16 protein-coding genes are annotated in these 17,373 nt (G+C 46.8%); 10 read left to right on the forward strand and 6 right to left on the reverse strand.

The genetic code is table 11. The features are described from left to right. Positions 1–28 precede the first annotated feature (28 nt). On the reverse strand, positions 29–154 hold the full coding sequence (locus AC5JR3_RS09335; RefSeq protein WP_495845226.1) for a hypothetical protein: 126 nt from the start codon (positions 152–154) through the stop codon (positions 29–31). A gap of 108 nt (positions 155–262) precedes the next feature. Here AC5JR3_RS09335 and AC5JR3_RS09340 point away from each other — a divergent pair, with 108 nt between their 5' ends. Together AC5JR3_RS09340 and AC5JR3_RS09345 are read left to right on the forward strand one after the other, a co-directional pair. Continuing rightward, the gene (locus AC5JR3_RS09340) at positions 263–1,321 is read left to right on the forward strand and encodes a hypothetical protein (protein WP_495845228.1); all 1,059 of its coding nucleotides are present in this window, start codon (positions 263–265) and stop codon (positions 1,319–1,321) included. Positions 1,322–1,580: 259 nt separating this feature from the next. Further along, on the forward strand, positions 1,581–2,669 hold the full coding sequence (locus AC5JR3_RS09345; protein ID WP_495845229.1) for a fatty acid desaturase family protein: 1,089 nt from the start codon (positions 1,581–1,583) through the stop codon (positions 2,667–2,669). A gap of 38 nt (positions 2,670–2,707) precedes the next feature. Here AC5JR3_RS09345 and AC5JR3_RS09350 read toward each other — a convergent pair whose 3' ends face one another. Then, positions 2,708–3,547, reverse strand: coding sequence for a carbohydrate ABC transporter permease (locus AC5JR3_RS09350; protein WP_495845230.1), 840 nt, complete (start codon positions 3,545–3,547; stop codon positions 2,708–2,710). 196 nt (positions 3,548–3,743) lie between these two features. Here AC5JR3_RS09350 and AC5JR3_RS09355 point away from each other — a divergent pair, with 196 nt between their 5' ends. The 5 genes from AC5JR3_RS09355 to folE all read left to right on the forward strand — a co-directional run bounded on the left by AC5JR3_RS09355 (position 3,744) and on the right by folE (position 9,145). Then, on the forward strand, positions 3,744–4,439 hold the full coding sequence (locus AC5JR3_RS09355) for an aldehyde oxygenase (deformylating) (RefSeq protein WP_495845232.1): 696 nt from the start codon (positions 3,744–3,746) through the stop codon (positions 4,437–4,439). A gap of 567 nt (positions 4,440–5,006) precedes the next feature. Next, positions 5,007–6,029 (forward strand): long-chain acyl-[acyl-carrier-protein] reductase, encoded by a 1,023-nt coding sequence (locus tag AC5JR3_RS09360; RefSeq protein ID WP_495845234.1) that lies wholly within the window; start codon positions 5,007–5,009, stop codon positions 6,027–6,029. Between the two features lie 180 nt (positions 6,030–6,209). Continuing rightward, the gene (gene accA, locus AC5JR3_RS09365; RefSeq protein WP_495845236.1) at positions 6,210–7,190 is read left to right on the forward strand and encodes an acetyl-CoA carboxylase carboxyl transferase subunit alpha; all 981 of its coding nucleotides are present in this window, start codon (positions 6,210–6,212) and stop codon (positions 7,188–7,190) included. Positions 7,191–7,646: 456 nt separating this feature from the next. Then, complete coding sequence (locus tag AC5JR3_RS09370) at positions 7,647–8,372, forward strand: SDR family oxidoreductase (protein ID WP_495845239.1); 726 nt, start codon at positions 7,647–7,649, stop codon at positions 8,370–8,372. Between the two features lie 59 nt (positions 8,373–8,431). Next, positions 8,432–9,145, forward strand: coding sequence for a GTP cyclohydrolase I FolE (folE, locus tag AC5JR3_RS09375; RefSeq protein ID WP_495845242.1), 714 nt, complete (start codon positions 8,432–8,434; stop codon positions 9,143–9,145). A gap of 88 nt (positions 9,146–9,233) precedes the next feature. Here folE and AC5JR3_RS09380 read toward each other — a convergent pair whose 3' ends face one another. Both AC5JR3_RS09380 and AC5JR3_RS09385 read right to left on the reverse strand, forming a co-directional pair. Next, the gene (locus tag AC5JR3_RS09380; RefSeq protein WP_495845244.1) at positions 9,234–9,989 is read right to left on the reverse strand and encodes a fatty acid desaturase; all 756 of its coding nucleotides are present in this window, start codon (positions 9,987–9,989) and stop codon (positions 9,234–9,236) included. A gap of 194 nt (positions 9,990–10,183) precedes the next feature. Further along, complete coding sequence (locus AC5JR3_RS09385) at positions 10,184–11,506, reverse strand: RNA-guided endonuclease InsQ/TnpB family protein (protein ID WP_495845247.1); 1,323 nt, start codon at positions 11,504–11,506, stop codon at positions 10,184–10,186. Positions 11,507–11,630: 124 nt separating this feature from the next. On the opposite strand from AC5JR3_RS09385, the gene AC5JR3_RS09390 reads away from it, so the two are divergent. Both AC5JR3_RS09390 and AC5JR3_RS09395 read left to right on the forward strand, forming a co-directional pair. Further along, positions 11,631–12,725, forward strand: coding sequence for an FHA domain-containing protein (locus AC5JR3_RS09390; RefSeq protein ID WP_495845249.1), 1,095 nt, complete (start codon positions 11,631–11,633; stop codon positions 12,723–12,725). 32 nt (positions 12,726–12,757) lie between these two features. Then, positions 12,758–13,384: a restriction endonuclease subunit R gene (locus AC5JR3_RS09395; RefSeq protein ID WP_495845250.1), complete on the forward strand. Its 627-nt coding sequence runs from the start codon at positions 12,758–12,760 to the stop codon at positions 13,382–13,384. A 72-nt stretch (positions 13,385–13,456) separates the two neighbouring features. Here AC5JR3_RS09395 and AC5JR3_RS09400 read toward each other — a convergent pair whose 3' ends face one another. Continuing rightward, on the reverse strand, positions 13,457–15,304 hold the full coding sequence (locus AC5JR3_RS09400; RefSeq protein WP_495845253.1) for an ABC transporter ATP-binding protein: 1,848 nt from the start codon (positions 15,302–15,304) through the stop codon (positions 13,457–13,459). A 302-nt stretch (positions 15,305–15,606) separates the two neighbouring features. Next, positions 15,607–16,320: a Nif3-like dinuclear metal center hexameric protein gene (locus AC5JR3_RS09405; RefSeq protein WP_495845255.1), complete on the reverse strand. Its 714-nt coding sequence runs from the start codon at positions 16,318–16,320 to the stop codon at positions 15,607–15,609. A gap of 306 nt (positions 16,321–16,626) precedes the next feature. On the opposite strand from AC5JR3_RS09405, the gene AC5JR3_RS09410 reads away from it, so the two are divergent. Beyond that, entirely contained in the window at positions 16,627–17,148 is a 522-nt protein-coding gene (locus AC5JR3_RS09410) for a sll1618 family protein (RefSeq protein WP_495845257.1), read from the forward strand. The last annotated feature ends 225 nt before the right edge of the window (positions 17,149–17,373 follow it).

A 17,373-nucleotide genomic window follows, 5' to 3' on the forward strand; every position in this document is an offset into this window, starting at 1 on the left:
GAATAAAAACTCAAAAAACCGATTAAAATTAACGGCTCCGGGTTTCTATCTTTTTGTAAATTACGGTCAATATCGGATAATCACGATTAGTCGTCATTTCCTCATTGCCGCGATCGCGTTGAGATTTCCCTACGAGGTAAGTTCTGTAACACATTTTGTGCAATACCTCAACTAGACTTGACAAAACACTCTATGGGTGGGGTACCGCGACAAAGAGGAATCATGCAATAATGTGCATCTGTTGCTCCTCCATTGCTTCCGTATGGTTCAAGTCCCCGAATCTGCTTCTGAACTGGCTGCGGTTTTAGAAGAACCTGTCGATCTCAATTTCCAGCTTCCCGATCCTGATGATGAAGAGATTCTAGAGTACGACTTTCAGCAGCAGGTGGATAACGCCTGGTTAGTGTGCGATCGCTTCGACTTGCAAACCGAAATCTGGCGGGGGCGCATTTTACGAGCAGTACGCGACAGAGAAAAACGCGGCGGTGACGGACGAGGAACAGGCTTTCTCAATTGGCTCAAACAGCGAGAAATCAGCAAAAGTCAGGCATATTCCCTAATTGAACTGGCAAACAGTGCCGATACCCTTTTAGCCGAGGGAAAGCTGAACCCCGATGCGATTAGAAACTTCAGCAAACGCGCCTTTGTTGAAACCGCCAAATCTTCCCCAGAAGTGCAGCAAATGGTAACAGAGGCTGCCCAAAAAGGCGATCGCATTACCCGCCGCGAAGTCAAGCAACTTGCTGACGAATGGACAGCGATGTCCTCTGAACTGCTACCAGAGGAAATCAAGGAAAAAGCGGCAGCGGGTTCCATGCCTGCCCGTCACCTGGCACCTTTAGTAAAAGAGATGGAAAAGCTGCCAGAATCTCACATCAGCGCCTTACGAGAAGAGGTGGCGGCAAATCCTGACGTGGATACCGTCAAACAAGTCACTTCAGACGCCCGCTACTTAGCCAAATATCTCGACGCGGCCGCAAGCGTGCAAACCCTCAACCACGCATCCGTCGATATGGAAATGGCACTGGAAGAAGCCTTACGCCTCGACTGCTTGAATACCGCCGCCGACTTGGTGAAACAAGCATCGCAGCTAGAGCAAACCATCGCCAAACTCTACACCACCTGGAAGCGCGTCGGCAATCTCTCCGACCGATTGTATGTAGATACAGGGGCAAGTACACCAAATTTGCGATCGCTCCTCAATTGCCTCGACCGCCTCGCCGGAGAAACAATCGAAGTGCCATTAGACGAAGACAACGAACATGTCATTCGCCTGAAAATCATGACAGATTCCGGTGCCGATGCCGATGCCGATTCATAGTCACCGTTTTCCTAGGTAAGCAGACGCACAACTGCTGGCGACTCCCTTGTGTCAGCTTACTCAAATATTAAGCATGTACATCCATTATTAGTGGCTGCTATATTCCCTATCAAAATTAGCGGAATTGACAACAAAGACATCAAATATAAGCCGCTAAATATTGGGAATTTTTATTTAATTTGTGCGACAATTTAAACATGATATTAGTTAAAAGTTAGAATTTTTAATTAATTTTCTCTGGAAAAATTACCGAGAATTTATGAATCTTGTTGAAGATCAAACACTGATTACTCAATCGGTGTATGCAAAGAAATTACGTCCTCTGCTTCCGGCTGAAGCTTTTGCTCCCGATCCAAGTAAGTTAGTAATTTTGTTGATTAATCTGGCAATCTTGATCCTCGGTTGGGCGATCGCATCTCATTTAGGTCATTGGAATCCATATCTTTTATGGCTTTATTTACCCCTATCTGTGGTAATGGGTAATAGCGTTGTTGTCTTGCTATTTAGCTCCCATGAGCTTATGCATGGCACCGTAGTTAGAAAATTGCCTGGTAAGCATGTAATTAGCTTACTAGGGTTAGCAATGTTGTGGATGCCCCCGACTTTATGGAAAGCCGTTCATAATCGAGAACATCATAACAAAACGAATTCCTTGGCAGATCCAGACCGCAATTATTTATGGACGCAGCCTGAAACTTGGGGCAAATGGATTCAGAATCTATTTGTGCCATCTTCTGAAGTTAATCTCCTTTGGTTAACAGTCGGAATGGCAACAGCCTGGGGAGTCCATACGTTTCGCAATCTCACCTCTGTATTAATATTTAATAGTGAATCCGTTGATTATGTTCCTGCCGCCTTTAAAGTAAGCGCTAAAGATCGTCGGACGATCGCGGGTGAATTCTTGTGTATTTTAATGATTCATCTGAGTATCTTGGTCTATCTGCAATTTGACCCGATCAAACTCGTTCTTAGTTACTTTCTTCCCATTGGGATTGGCTACTTTGGTGTAATGTTTTATATCTATACCAATCACATGCTTTCCCAGATGACCAGCACTAATGATCCACTGATCAATAGTGTTTCTCTCCGGGTTCCTCAAGTATTTGATAAGTTGCATTTCAACTTTTCACACCATACCGAACACCATATTTTTCCAGGGATAAATTCGGACTATTATCCAATGGTTCAAGAATTATTAAAAACCCACTACCCAGAACGGATGAACTTACTGGATGCTGGAGAGGCTTGGCGCTTGCTACGGCAAACTCCTCGGCATTACAAAGATGGGAATACCTTTACAGATTGGTCAGGAGAAAAGTCTGTTACTTGCCCTCTGAGTCAGAAATAAACCTCTCCTCAAGTCAGACGAGAAAAAAGAGCTAATTGTCAATTCTTAATTCCTGTCGTTGCAATTCCCCGCAGGAACTGCCGTTGCCCCAAGAGAAATAGCAACACTACTGGCACTGTCGCAATGACCACCGCCGCCATCAATAACGACCAATTGTTGGTAAATTGCTCCTGAAACTCGCTCAATGCTAGCTGTACCGTCCTTAACTCGGGTCGAGTGGTGAAAATTAGCGGCTTAAATAAGTCATTCCACTCACCAATAAAGGTAAAGAGAAACAGCGTCACCAAGGCAGGACGAGACAAAGGCAACATCACGCGCCATAAAATCTGGAGGCGGTTTGCTCCATCTAACGCCGCCGCCTCCTCCAACTCCACTGGCACAGTCAGAAAATACTGACGCAGCAGAAAAATTCCAAAGCCACTGGCAGCAGTCGGTAAAATTAACGCCCCGTAGGTATTAATCAAATGTCCCCACTTCAGCACCAGGAAAATCGGCACCACTAAAATTTGGAAGGGAATCACCAATGTGGCTAAGACAATTAGCAAAATTGCCTGACGCCCGCGAAACTGTAATCGCGCTAGTGCATAGCCTGCCAAGGCGGAGGTGATAATTTGAAACCCGGTGACAGAGAGTGCCACAAAGGTGGAATTGGCAAAGGCTAAAAGAAAGTTACCTCGCTGCCAAGCTTCTTTGTAGTTATCCCAAGTGGGGGATTTTGGGAATATCTCACTAAAGGTGCTGGTTCCGGCTGGGGCTAGGGAGGCGAAAAAAGCGATCGCTAAAGGGGACAAAACCACAAGGGCACCGATGAGAAGCAATCCTACAGTTAGTGGCTTCCAAAGCCTTGCTAGACGAGAAGTTGAATCTCTGTGCGGCATGATTGCGGATTTAACTCTATGCTGTTAATGACTTATGCCATATTCTCCCCCTAGGGAACTATTGCACAAGTATCAGCAACAGATAACATAGGGATTTGTTAAGTTCAACTTAACCCTAGTGATTTTGTCGCTCAAGGTATAGGTTGAACTGACCTTGTAGCGACCTATCGATATTAAAACAGGAGACATTCGACTCATGCAAGAGTTCGCAGTCAGTTCAGAACTCGATTTTCAAAGCGAAACTTACAAAGATGCCTACAGCCGCATCAACGCCATCGTGATTGAAGGCGAACAAGAGGCTCATGAAAACTATATCAAACTGGCTGAAATGCTTCCAGAGCAGAAGGATGAGCTGATTCGTCTCTCCAAAATGGAGAATCGCCACAAGAAAGGATTTCAAGCTTGTGGCAAAAATTTGAGCGTAACGCCAGATATGGATTTTGCTCGTCAATACTTCAGCCAGTTGCATGATAATTTCCAAACAGCAGCGGCTACGGGTAATGTTGTTACTTGCTTGCTGATTCAATCACTAATTATTGAGTGCTTTGCGATCGCGGCTTACAACATCTACATTCCTGTTGCTGACCCCTTTGCTCGCAAAATTACAGAAGGCGTTGTTCAAGACGAATACTCTCACCTCAACTTCGGTGAAGTCTGGCTAAAAGAACACTTTGAAGACTCCAAAGCTGAACTCGAAGCAGCCAATCGCCAAAACCTGCCCATCGTCTGGAAAATGCTCAACCAAGTCGAAGATGATGCTCACATTCTGGCGATGGAAAAAGAAGCCTTGGTTGAAGACTTTATGATTGCCTACGGTGAAGCCCTAAGCAATATTGGGTTTTCTACTCGCGATATTATGCGGATGTCTGCCTATGGTCTTACAGCCGCCTAGTCTCTAGCGCAACTTAACCAAATTGCCAATCTCTACTTAAGATTCTGGTGGTATAACGGGGGGCGTAAATAGCTGGATTTTTAGTTTTTTCAAAAAACGAATGAAAGCCTTGCTACTTTACCCCCGCTTTCCCCAATCCTTTTGGTCGTCGTAACATCAATAAAGCCGGACTCCTGATTCATGCCGGGTTCATCATTGGCTTTGATGGGGAACGTAGTGGCCCTGGCGATCGCATTCAAGCCTTTGTCGAAGAAACTCACATTCCCTAGCCAACCCTAGGCATTCTACAGGCACTACCTAACAGTGTTTGGGAACGACTAAAGCGAGTCAGTTAGGGTTGCTCCCCTCAGTACCCCCGATGCCATTGAACAAAAACCCATGTTTGCAGGAACTTAGTTTGAGCTTTTTAGTCAGCTTCTACATACGCTCTGTATAAAGGAATCGTTGCTTTTTTAGATTAGCCGCTCTCCAAGAGCGGTAATTTTTTGTAATATCTTTAAAAGTCTTAACTTTTTCTTTCCTTTAATCCCACTTCCGCCTGATTAACAGGTTTACCTAGAGTAATACATGTTTGGTCTCATCGGTCACCTTACCAGTCTGGAACACGCCCAAGCGGTCGCTAAAGAATTAGGCTATCCCGAATATGCTGATCAAGGATTAGATTTTTGGTGCAGCGCTCCCCCACAAATTGTAGACACAATCAAAGTTACGAGCATTACTGGACAAAAAATTGAAGGTCGGTATGTCGAATCCTGCTTTCTCCCAGAAATGCTTGCCAACCGCCGCATTAAAACAGCAATGCGAAAAATCCTCAATGCGATGGCTCATGCTCAAAAGCAGGGCATCAATATTACGGCGTTAGGAGGTTTCTCTTCAATCGTTTTTGAAAACTTCAACCTACAGCAAATGCGGCAGGTGCGAAACGTAAGTTTGGAGTTTGAGCAATTTACAACGGGCAATACTCACACGGCATATATTCTTTGTCGTCAGGTAGAACAAGCTTCACAAGCACTTGGAATTGAGCTATCGAAAGCAACGGTGGCTGTTTGTGGGGCAACCGGAGACATCGGTAGTGCCGTTTGTCGCTGGCTGGATGCCCGCACTGATGTTGCTGAGTTGCTACTAGTTGCCCGCAACCAAGAGCGACTGCAAAATTTGCAAGCGGAACTGGGTCGCGGTAAGATTATGGGCTTAGAAGAAGCTCTTCCCTTGGCTGATATCGTAGTTTGGGTTGCCAGTATGCCCAAAGGCGTTGAGATTGACCCAACGGTTTTAAAGCAGCCTTGCTTGCTGATTGATGGAGGCTACCCGAAAAATCTAGGGACGAAACTTCAGCACCCCGGTATCTATGTCCTCAATGGTGGCATTGTGGAGCATTCCCTCGATATTGACTGGAAAATTATGAACATCGTCAATATGGACATTCCGGCACGGCAACTGTTTGCCTGTTTTGCTGAGTCAATGCTGCTGGAATTTGAGAAGTGGTACACTAACTTCTCTTGGGGGCGGAATCAGATCACAGTGGAAAAAATGGATCAGATTGGTCAAGTGTCGGTCAAGCACGGATTTAGACCACTGTTGAGCTTTTAGTCAAGGGGCAGTTGCTAGGGAGTAAGGGGGAAGGATGAAGTACGAAGAGTGAAGGGGGGAAGGGTGAAGGAGGCTATTGATTCTCATTCTTCACCCCATCTCCCCTGCTCCGGTTGCTCATTCTTCACCCCATCTCCCCTGCTCCGGGTACTCCCCTAGTCCCTAATTCCCCACTAAACTATGGCAACGACTGAAGCTAGAACCTTTCTCCTCGACTTTGAAAAGCCTCTAGTTGAGCTGGAAACACGAATTAAGCAAATTCGCGAACTTGCTGAAGAAAATAACGTCGATGTTTCTGACCAAATTCGTCAGTTAGAGTCACGAGCTGTGCAACTTCGCACAGAAATTTTTAGTAGTTTGTCACCGTCACAACGGCTGCAATTAGCGCGTCATCCTCGACGCCCAAGTACGCTGGATTATATTCAGGCAATTAGCGATGACTGGATTGAGCTACATGGCGATCGCGGTGGCGCAGATGACCCGGCTTTAGTGGGCGGTGTCGGACGGCTGGCTGGGCGTCCTGTAGTGATGCTGGGCCATCAAAAAGGTCGGGATACGAAGGATAACGTCGCCCGGAACTTTGGTATGGCGTCTCCCGGCGGCTATCGAAAAGCCTTACGGCTGATGAACCATGCTAGCCAGTTTAATTTGCCAATTTTGACGTTTATTGATACGCCCGGAGCCTGGGCGGGAATTAAAGCCGAAGAACTAGGACAAGGTGAAGCGATCGCTCTCAATTTAAGGGAAATGTTCCGCTTGGATGTCCCGATTATTTGTACAGTAATCGGCGAAGGCGGCTCCGGTGGCGCGTTGGGAATTGGTGTTGGCGATCGCCTTTTAATGTTGGAACACGCCGTCTACACCGTCGCTACCCCAGAAGCTTGTGCGGCAATTCTCTGGAAAGATTCCAGCAAGTCGCCCCAAGCCGCCGCTTCCTTAAAAATTACCTCCACGGATCTTAAAGAGCTAGGGATTCTTGATGAAATCTTGGCAGAACCCGTTGGAGGTGCTCACTCCGATCCTCTAGCCGCTGCATCCATCCTGAAAGATGCCCTGCTCAGAAACATAGAAACCTTAAGCCAAATGTCTAGCCAAGAACGTCGGGATCTGCGTTATCAAAAATTCCGCAGCATTGGTGTCTTTACAGAAGTAGCGGTGTAATTGAAAAACTCCCATTAATCACCAATCCCTTGTTAACTTCATCCTTCGTCCTCGTCTTCAACCTGCAAACCCAATTCTGAGTGATATACTTACTTAGGTAACATTTTTTTACATTTCCCGTTTAAACTCTTTCCTACCTGTACTAGCTACTTGCGTTAGGGGATTAAACCTAAAAAGCCAATGCAAGCTGACGGATGCAGTCGCGAAAAATTTTGAGAATTTAGTTGCCTGTGCAGCCATACCATGATTGGGTGTTATGCCCCTAAACTCAAGTGCGAGAGTGAAGTGGCTTCACGGCTTAACATGGATAGGTACGCAGGAAACACCAAGTACTTCGTACTAACGAAAAATCGGCAATTCTTGTCTCACGTCCCAACTCAGGACGATTTTTAACTGAGTTTAGTAGTGATACAGGATGCAGTAGAAGTATTCAGTTGCAGAGTATTGGAAAATTTCATGGCTTCTCAAATTAAACGACGCGCTTTGATCACTGGTGCTAGTAGTGGTATTGGCAAAGCAACAGCGTTGACGTTTGCCAAGGCAGGAATTGACGTTGCCTTAGTTAGCCGTTCTCAAGATGAGCTAGAGTCCGTCGCCCTTGCTGCGAGGGAAACCGGAGTAGAAGCCAAAGCTTATGCTTTCGATCTAGCAAATATTGAGCAAGTAAAAGAGGGAATGCAGGCAATTGCGGCAGATTTTGCTCCGATTGACATTCTGATTAACAACGCGGGTATGGGTTACACCAACTCCCTGATGGAAACCTCGCTATCCGACTGGCAGCAAGTACTGGCGTTGAACCTGACTAGTGTATTTCAGTGTATCCAGGGAGTCTTACCACTGATGCGCGATCGCAGACAAGGCATGATTATTAATATTGCATCAATTGCTGGCTTGCAACCGTTTCCCTCCTGGGGAGCTTACAGCGTCAGCAAAGCCGGAATCATTGCCTTATCAAAGACTCTGGCCGCCGAAGAACGCGCTCATGGCATCCGTGTTGTCACCATCTCTCCGGGTGCCGTCAACACGGGTTTATGGGATAGCGACACGGTGCAAATGGACTTTGATCGGTCAGCCATGTTGACCCCAGATATTATCTCGCAGTCGATACTAAATACCGCCTTATTGCCTGAACAAGCAGTAATCGAAGAAGTGACCATTATGCCTAGTGCTGGTGCTTTGTAGACCCACTGCTGCCCTCTGACTTTGTAAATTTGACGTAAGAATTTCCACTAGACTGACTTATGACTATTGCCCCCTCCAACGGTTCTAATCAATCTAATGATGCCGCCAGTGAAGCCACAAAATTGAAGGGTCGCATTGAAACTCGCCCTGACCGCAATACACTAAACGGTAAGCAAGCGCAGTTACATCCGCCTTTAGAAGAAGACAATGAAGAGATGATGAACGCTGTGCGGACGCTACTCCTTGGTGTTGGCGAAGACCCAGAGCGTGAAGGACTGCTCAAAACCCCCAAGCGTGTTGCCGAAGCGATGCGGTTTCTCACCAATGGCTACAACCAGTCTTTGGAAGAACTCGTAAACGGGGCAATCTTTGACGAAGGTCATAACGAAATGGTCTTGGTGCGAGATATTAACTTCTTCAGCCTCTGCGAACACCACATGTTACCCTTCATTGGCAGAGCGCATGTTGCCTATATTCCTAACCAAAAAGTCGTCGGATTGAGCAAACTTGCCCGTGTCGTAGAAATGTATGCTCGGCGTCTGCAAGTGCAAGAACGGCTCACTCGTCAGATTGCAGAAGCGGTTCAAACCATTTTGGAACCCCAAGGCGTCGCCATTGTCATGGAAGCGACTCACATGTGTATGGTAATGCGAGGCGTTCAAAAACCCGGTTCCTGGACTGTTACCAGTGCAATGGTGGGTTGCTTTCAAGACGATCAAAAAACTCGCGAAGAATTCCTCAACCTGATTCGTCACCAACCGAGTTTCTTTTAAATAGCCGTAGGGTGGGGCAGTACCCACCCTAGCAGAGTGCCCTTGAAAAAAGCGATCGCGATCGCTGTACCCCTTCACGGAACGCTACTTAATCCTTTCGCCCAGAAGGCAACCTATACCAGGGAAGATTAGGGTACTCATGATGCTCCCAATGGTAGCCAAAGTGGTAACAACTAATAAATGACCACAACACCGGATAGTTACTACTACGCGCTCGGTGACGATTATCATACCCCCCCTCTGGCTGGCGATGGGGTAAATAAATTCCAAAATAAAAAAGCTGCACAGAACTAATCAAACTTGGCACTACCCAGAACAACAAAAGATTGCTCATGGGAATCTGTACCAACCATCGCAGTGAGTGGAAAATAACAGTTATCCCAATCATTGAAAACCAGATAGATTTTCCATCTAAATACCCCTTCATAAACTGGAAATACCAAACCACAGGGTTGCTAGTTCCATCTGCGAAAAAATCTGGATCATCAGCACTTGCCGGAGCGCGATGGTGCATAATATGTTTTTTTAATAGGACTTTATAAGGTAGAAGCGCGTAAAGAGCTATTGCTACAGAACCAATAAAGTCATTGATTTTCCGGTTTCCTGAAAAGACTAGCCCGTGCATCGCATCGTGAGCCGTGATAAATAATCCTGTCTGAATAAAGATGCGGAAAAGAACGGCTAGAACAATGAAAACTACCGGGACATGGGCAACATTGATAGAAAACAAGAAAATCAAACTACCTACCCAAAACAGCAGGATTGTCGAAGCAACAAAAACTCCTGTCAGAGAGTCGCTAGGAGTGTGAGAGATACTTTTGGGATAGGGAAGCGTACTTCGCATCGTTTCAAACGTAAAATTGATAGTTTATCCCTAATTGTTAACTTATGTTAATGAAACGGCAGCACTGCCAAAAGGCACATTTGGGCTAAACCAATAGAAGGATGGTGTTTGCAGTAACATTACGCCCCGTAAAACTCTCATCCTGGGGACGCGGCTACGCAGACAATGTGTCAGTTAAAACTGCCTATCTCCCCTCAAATACAGAAATCATTTCTGCATAGTGCAGTTTGTATCCGAACAAGTTGGAAACAAGCTTTGTTAAGGTGAATTGACACTCCCCACGCCTTTAGGCGTGGGGATTCTTTGTTCATAGACCCGACTTGCTCAGACAGGATTTCTCCAGCCAAAGTAGAGGTCGAATCTCCCAAAGCGTTCACCTCGACTACGCTCGGTGAGCGAAGCCGAACCGAAGTTCCGGTATGCCCTACCGTACTCAAGGCTAATTTCAGGATATTAATCGCAGCATTCCAATCCCTGTCCATAACGAACCCGCATTCACAAACATGGGTTCTTACGGATAGGGATTTTTTTACGATTGCACCGCAGTTAGAACATTTTTGTGATGTGTAGACAGGATTGACGGCAACCGTTACCCTGCCAAACTTCACTCCAAAATACTCTAACCATTTCCTGAACTGATACCAACCCACATCATTAATCGACTTGGCGAGACAGTGATTTTTAACTAAGTTTTTAATCCTCAAATCTTCGTAGGCTACCAAATCGTTAGATTGGATTACGCAACGTGCTACTCTCTTAGCATGTTCTTCGCGTTGCCTACTTATTTTGAGGTGTGTTCGCCCTAGTCGATTAATGGCAATATGACGGTTGATAGAGCCTTTCTTTTTGCGAGAAACGCGACGTTGCCTAAACTTCAACCGTTTTTCACTCTCTCGATAAAACTTGGGGTTAGGTTCGCTGTGACCGTCAGAGTCGGTATAAAACTCTTTAAGTCCAACATCTAAGCCAATCGTTTTGCCTGTCGGAGTCGTGTCTACTTTATTTTCAGCACCGATCAGGAACTGAATGTAGTAGCCATCAGCACGACGGATCAAACGTACCCGTTTGATCTGGTCGAGTTGGTAGAAGTTTAGATCCCACGTTCCTTTGAGCTTAAGCTTGCCAATTCCTTTCTTGTCGGTGAAAGTGATTTGCTTCCTGGTTTCTGAAAGTTTCCAGCCACTAACTTTATATTCAACTGAGCGGCAGTTTTTCTTAAATTGCGGACAGCCTTTCTTTCCGGGAACAGCTTTTTTGCAATTATCGTAGAACCGAGCAATTGCAGAATAAGCTCTTTCGACTGAAGCTTGGCAAGCGCTAGAATTCAAGGATTTGACAAAGGAAAACTCTCCTCTCAGTACGGTGCTGTGACGGTACAGTTCTTTTTGCCCTACGCCTCGGTTATCCATCCAGAAACGGATGCACTTGTTCCGAACGAACTGAGCAGTCCTGATTGCCTCGTCTATTGCTGCGTACTGATTTGGTTTTCCTTTAGCCTTGAACTCTAAAGCAAACATTTTACGTGGAAAGTCGCTACGTTAAAATACTAATATAAAGCCGTCCTAAAAGGACGGGGCTTTAAACCCAATTTTTTGGTAAAGAAATACTCCCCAAATTAATTAGTCTTCTAGACCTAGACTCATGTCCAGCAACTCTCCCCCTCTCATCCAGACATTAACCCCAGAGCGCTGGGCTGGGTTGAGCATGGACTTTATCGGAGCCGGCTTTACAGGTTTATTAGTCAAAAACGGTCGGGTTGTACGAACATTAGTACCAGGGCGTCACTTCAGCTTTGCCTTACCCTGGCTGGAACAATGCCAAGTGATTTTGGTAGATAGCAAGCTGCGAAATCTAGAGATTGTTTCACAGGGAGACTTTCTCTCCCGCGACCAGTATCTGATTAACATCTCCCTCAACGTGATGTATCAGGTCGTAGACCCGAAACGAGTAGCGTTGGAGTTATCCGAGCCGATTGCTGCCTTGACGAGCGCCATCAAAGACAGCTTGGGAGTGGCTGTGGGTCAATTGCGTGTAGAACAGTTGACCACTCAGGGAAGAGTCCACATCCGGCAATATTTACTTGACCATGCCGAAGTTTCCTACGCTTTGGGCTTTGCTTTAGAGGATATTCGGGTAAGCGACATCACCTTTCCCCAAACTCGTGGCATTATTCGCCAAGTGGAAGGGATGAGCGCCAAGGAAGAAGCCGAGTATCAAGCTGCACTGAAAATGCAAATTGCTGAAGCAGGGCGTCCGGCTATACCGCCGCCTAATGTGCAGCAGGTCAATTTCATTTCTGGTCGTTCACCCAATCCGGCTAACCCCTTAGAAGCGACTCTCGAAGCAACGAGCTTTGCCATTGAAGGGGAAACAAATCAGCAAGTGAGTTTGCTTCGAGATACCCCACAGCTTGCCCCAACAGTCTTGGCAGGTAGTTCTAGTGCGCGTCTGGTACACCGCTCCTCCGGTGCTGTCATGAGTTTATCTACTAGTCCCTTCACCATCGGACGGGAACCACAAAACACCCTCATCCTTGACGATTTCTTGTGTTCCCGAAACCATGCTCGAATTGTCAAGCTGACTGACTCTCAGGGTACGCGCTACCAATTAGTTGATATCGGCAGTTCCAATGGCACGTTTGTGGGTGGGGAACGGCTTACCCCTAATCAACCTTTTTGGCTAACTCCAGGTAATGTGATTCGGATTGGTTCCCAAGAGTGGACTTTTGAAGTGTAATCTTCAGTCAATTGTTGAGCAGCCTAATGATTATGGTTCAAACAATCCAAGCGAAAAGTATTACTCTGCAAGAATTAAGAGAAAAATTTGATCTCCAATTAGTTGAAGACGAGGGATTTTTCCGCGAGTGGCAAGATAACTTACCAGAAATTCCTGAAGTAGAAAAGCAACGTCTCGATCGAGTCAAAGCCAGTTACATCAATTTACTGAATTACCCACCACTGCTAGAAAATACCGTAAAAATGGTGGTGTTGTCTCCCCTGTTAGATTTAGCTGGATTTTATTTATCTCCCTTTCACATTAAATCAGAACAGTCTGTAGAAATTATTGAAGAAGATGAAGGAGTAGTTGTCAAGGGACAGCTCGATGCCTTGGTACTTAGAGAAAGGCTTTGGGTATTGGTTATTGAGTCGAAGCAGGCGGCTTTTTCGATAGAAGTAGGACTAGCCCAACTTTTGGCTTATATACTGGCAAACCCTCACCTAGAAAAACCTAACTTTGGATTGCTCACCACGGGTGGAAGTTTTATGTTCGTTAAATTAATTAAAGGAGAAACATTACAATACGCTACATCTAATGTGTTTGAACTTCGCAATCGTGGAAACGAGCTGTACAGTGTTTTAGGTATATTGAAGGCTCTTGGCGCGTTGAGTAGTTAGGGGGATTAATCGACGCTGGCGATCGCGTTTTGGTAATATCTGCGGTCGGGCAATGGGTGAAGCCAGAAGCCTTTACTGATAACCCGCCGCTTGCAGGGAGAATAGTCGCGCATAGCGCCCGCCAAGCTGCAACAACTCCTGATGAGTTCCTTGTTCAATAATTTCTCCCTCTGCCATAACAACGATTTTGTCTGCCATTCGCACGGTAGAGAAGCGGTGGGAGATCAAAACAACCATCTGCTGAAGGGTGATGGTGCGGAAATGGTCAAAAATTTGCATCTCAGCTTCCGCATCCATAGCAGCGGTAGGTTCATCGAGTACCAGGATATCGGCACGCGATCGCATAAAGGCGCGGGAGAGGGCGATTTTCTGCCACTGACCGCCGGAAAGTTCCTGCCCCCCCTTGAACCAGCGCCCTAGCTGAGTGTTGAAGCCGTCTGGCATCTTTTCAATGAAGGGTAGAGCCATCCCTTTTTCCGAGGCATCTCTCCAGCGTGTCGCGTCTTCTAAGCGATCGACATCTCCGACCCCGACATTCTCTCCCACGGTGAACTGGTAGCGAACAAAGTTCTGGAAAATCACCCCAATCCGTTGACGCAGGACATCAATATCCCATACATCCAAATCCAATCCATCGAGGAGGATGCGTCCAGAGTCGGGAGTGTAAAGTCGCGTCAGGAGCTTAATCAGGGTAGTTTTACCGGAACCATTTTCACCGACAATGGCTAACTTCTCTCCCGGTTTTAGATGCAGCGAAATCCCTTTCAAGATCGGTTGCAAAGCACCGGGATAGGTAAAGAAAACATTCTCAAAGCGAATTCCATCCCCCGGTAGTATCCCTTGAGTTGCCTTACCGCGAGATTGAGGGACATCTTGCTCTAGAAATTCGTAGAGATTAGAGAGATAGAGGTTATCTTCGTACATCCCGCCAACAGACGTGAGAGTGTCGGAGAAGGTGGTTTGTCCTTGGCGGAAAACTATCAGGTACATCGTCATATCCCCCAGGGAAATGCGTCCGGCGATGGTTTCCCAGACAACCCAGGCGTAGGCGAGGTAAAAGGCGGCGGTACTAAACAAACCCAGCAGATAGCCCCAAAAGCCTCGACGGATAGTAAGGTCGCGGTCTTCGCCGTAGAGTCGGTTAAAGACATCGCGGTAACGTTGCAGCATCATCGCGCCCAACTGGTAGAGCTGCACCTCTTTGGCGTAGTCTTCGCGAGCGATTAAAGTTTCTAGGTAAGTTTGCTGGCGGGTTTCTGGAGAGCGCCACTGAAACAAGCGGAAAGCTTGCCCCGCAAAGCGAGTTTCCGCAATGAAGGCTGGCATTGCCGCTATCAACAATACTAGAACTGCCCAAAGCGAAAATTGCAGCAGCAAGCCTGCATAAGTAATCAGCGATAAGCCATCCCGCACCAACCCAAACGTGCGCGTCACCAGCGAGAGCGGACGACTAGAGGCTTCGCGCCGTGCTTGGGTCATTTTGTCGTAAAATTCAGAATCCTCAAAATGAACCAAGTCTAAGGTGAGGGCTTTTTCCAAAATTAAAACATTTACCCGCTGACCGAGTAGGACTCGTAACAACGACTGGCAGATACCTTGACCCCGTTGGCTACCTGCAAGTAACGCCACGGCGATCGCTTCTAGCCCTACATACCCAAATGCCAAAGCGCGATCGCTGACATCACCTGTATTGGCAGCCAAGACGACACTATCAACAATTAACTTACCAATGTAGGCGATCGCAGCGGGCAATAACCCCGCCACCAACGTCAGAATCGCCAGCACCACCGTCAACGTACGGCTAGTCGTCCAGACCAACTCCAACGCCCGCCCGCTATAGCGAAACACAGAGAGCGATTGACGAACCTGCCGAACTGGAAACCTCAACCCCCTCAGAACGCCTGGCTTCTTTTTCCTCATGTTCTCCGTACTAAATTGCTATGCATTTGATATCGTTTTCACTTCCAAAAGGATTATTAAAATTGATCGGCAATAGGGGAGATGAGCAGAACCAATAACCAAATTGCACCGACTCCAGAAAACTCATCACAACCGATCAACCCTTGTGCAGGGGGTCTGGGGGAGGCACTCATCCCAAGAGTGGGGGGTTTGGGGGGAAGCCCCCCAAGCTTGGTTTTTCTCAAGAACAACTAACTTTTTTCATACTTCACCAAGCGCCTCCGGCAACGGCTTCGCCAAACATACTTCACTCTTCACCCCACTCAGCACTCCTCAACACCGGGTGGCAAAACCACCCTCAACCCCAACCAACGCTCCTGTAGTAACCCCGCCAACGCTCTTAATCCCCACTCCTCACAACGACGATGACCGACTGTAACTACACCAATTCCAGTTTCTTGCACCGCCTTCTTTGCAGACTGTCGCCACTGTCCTGTAACGTAGACATCCGCACCCCTAGATGCCGCCTCCCGCACCAAAGCATCCGTCATGGCTCCAACTACCGCCACCCGCGAGACTTGTTTACACTCCCCTGGTTCGGTTTGATCTTGTCCCCCAAACACCTCACCTATATCCCTACAGTAGCGGGTGAAACACTGGGGTGACATTTCACCGCTCATCCCAATCGGTCGCCCTTCTTTTTCTCCTATAACCAAAAGTGCTGACATCCCCAAGGCATCTGCCAAGCGAGGATTGAAGCCCAAAGTCAGCCGTTCATCAAACGCTAGATGATAGGAGACGACACCAACGTCAGATTTCAGTTGCTCTAACTTCAGCTTCCAAGGTCGATGCAAAAATAGAGCGTCTAACTGAGCTTGTTCTGCCCATTGGGGTAATTGCTGCCAAGGCTCCAACGCTAACCCAATTCGCTGAATCGCACGGTTTGAGGGGCGATACACTCCGCCTGGGTCATCATTGAAGCGATGAATAGCAAAATATTGATTTAAAAATTCTGCGAGTTTGTCTAAGGACAGCATGAATTGAGAATAGCTGTTAGGACTTACGTACCGTAACGCGAGAACAAGGGTTTGAGATTCTTCACTATCGCTCAGAATGACGCAATTTCGTTGTCAGTGCGTCAGTCCTACCTGTGTGAGCACAGTCGTTTCTGAGCAGTGGGTATGGCGAGTGACTAACCCACTCAATGAAATTCTCAGATTTTGGAATTTTTCCCGTTCCAGAAAAACACCTTGACAAGGGGAGTGATCGAGGAAGATTGTCACAGCAATTGAGTATCATCCTCTTATATAGATCCAACTGCACAAAACCCCCAAAGAATTCGCGTGATTATTCCAGCAGCAGTCACCTTTGAAGAAGCGATCGCCCTTACCCAGACCTTGATGGCAAAAATGGTAGACGGGGAACTCTCTCAATCAGAAGCCTCACACGCGATCGCCAGTTTAGTGAAAACTCAAACGGGTGCCAGAGGTTTTTTTGTCACCTACCTCACTGGTGAAGGAACCTTGGCGGATAATCCCTCCCCGCAAGTCATCCAGGCACTACAATCATCACCAAGTACCGTTGCAGAATTGCTGGTAAAAAACCTGGCAATGTCAGCCGCGATGGCAGTTGTCCATCGTCGCCACGGCAACGAAGAAGCGGCGAAAGGATCGGATCGAGTGCGATCGCGCACTGTCAATCTCATCGAACAAGTTGACCTAGAGGCGGTGCGGGAGCTTTCCCAAAAGTTAAAGGGAAGTGCCACTACCGGAGAAGGGCATTACAAAAAGTTTCTTCAACGCTGGGGCTACGATGCAGAACAACGGCAAGTTATTCGCCAAGTTTTAGAAGAGGTGATTGGTTAATTATTGTTAGTTACCTGCTGCGATCAGTCGGTGAGTTTTTGGTAAGTAGGCGAGAATAAATCAAACTTTATGTTGCCGTGTAAAAACTTTAAAATTGTTGCGTAGTCAGGGCTTGGAACCGATTTTGAGGCATTTAGCCCTGACTACAAACCAATAATATTTACAGATCCTACTTAGCTATTTGCTAATGATTCATGGCGCGATCGCTCTTAAGCCTGTCATTAA

Source organism: Kastovskya adunca, assembly GCF_059505785.1.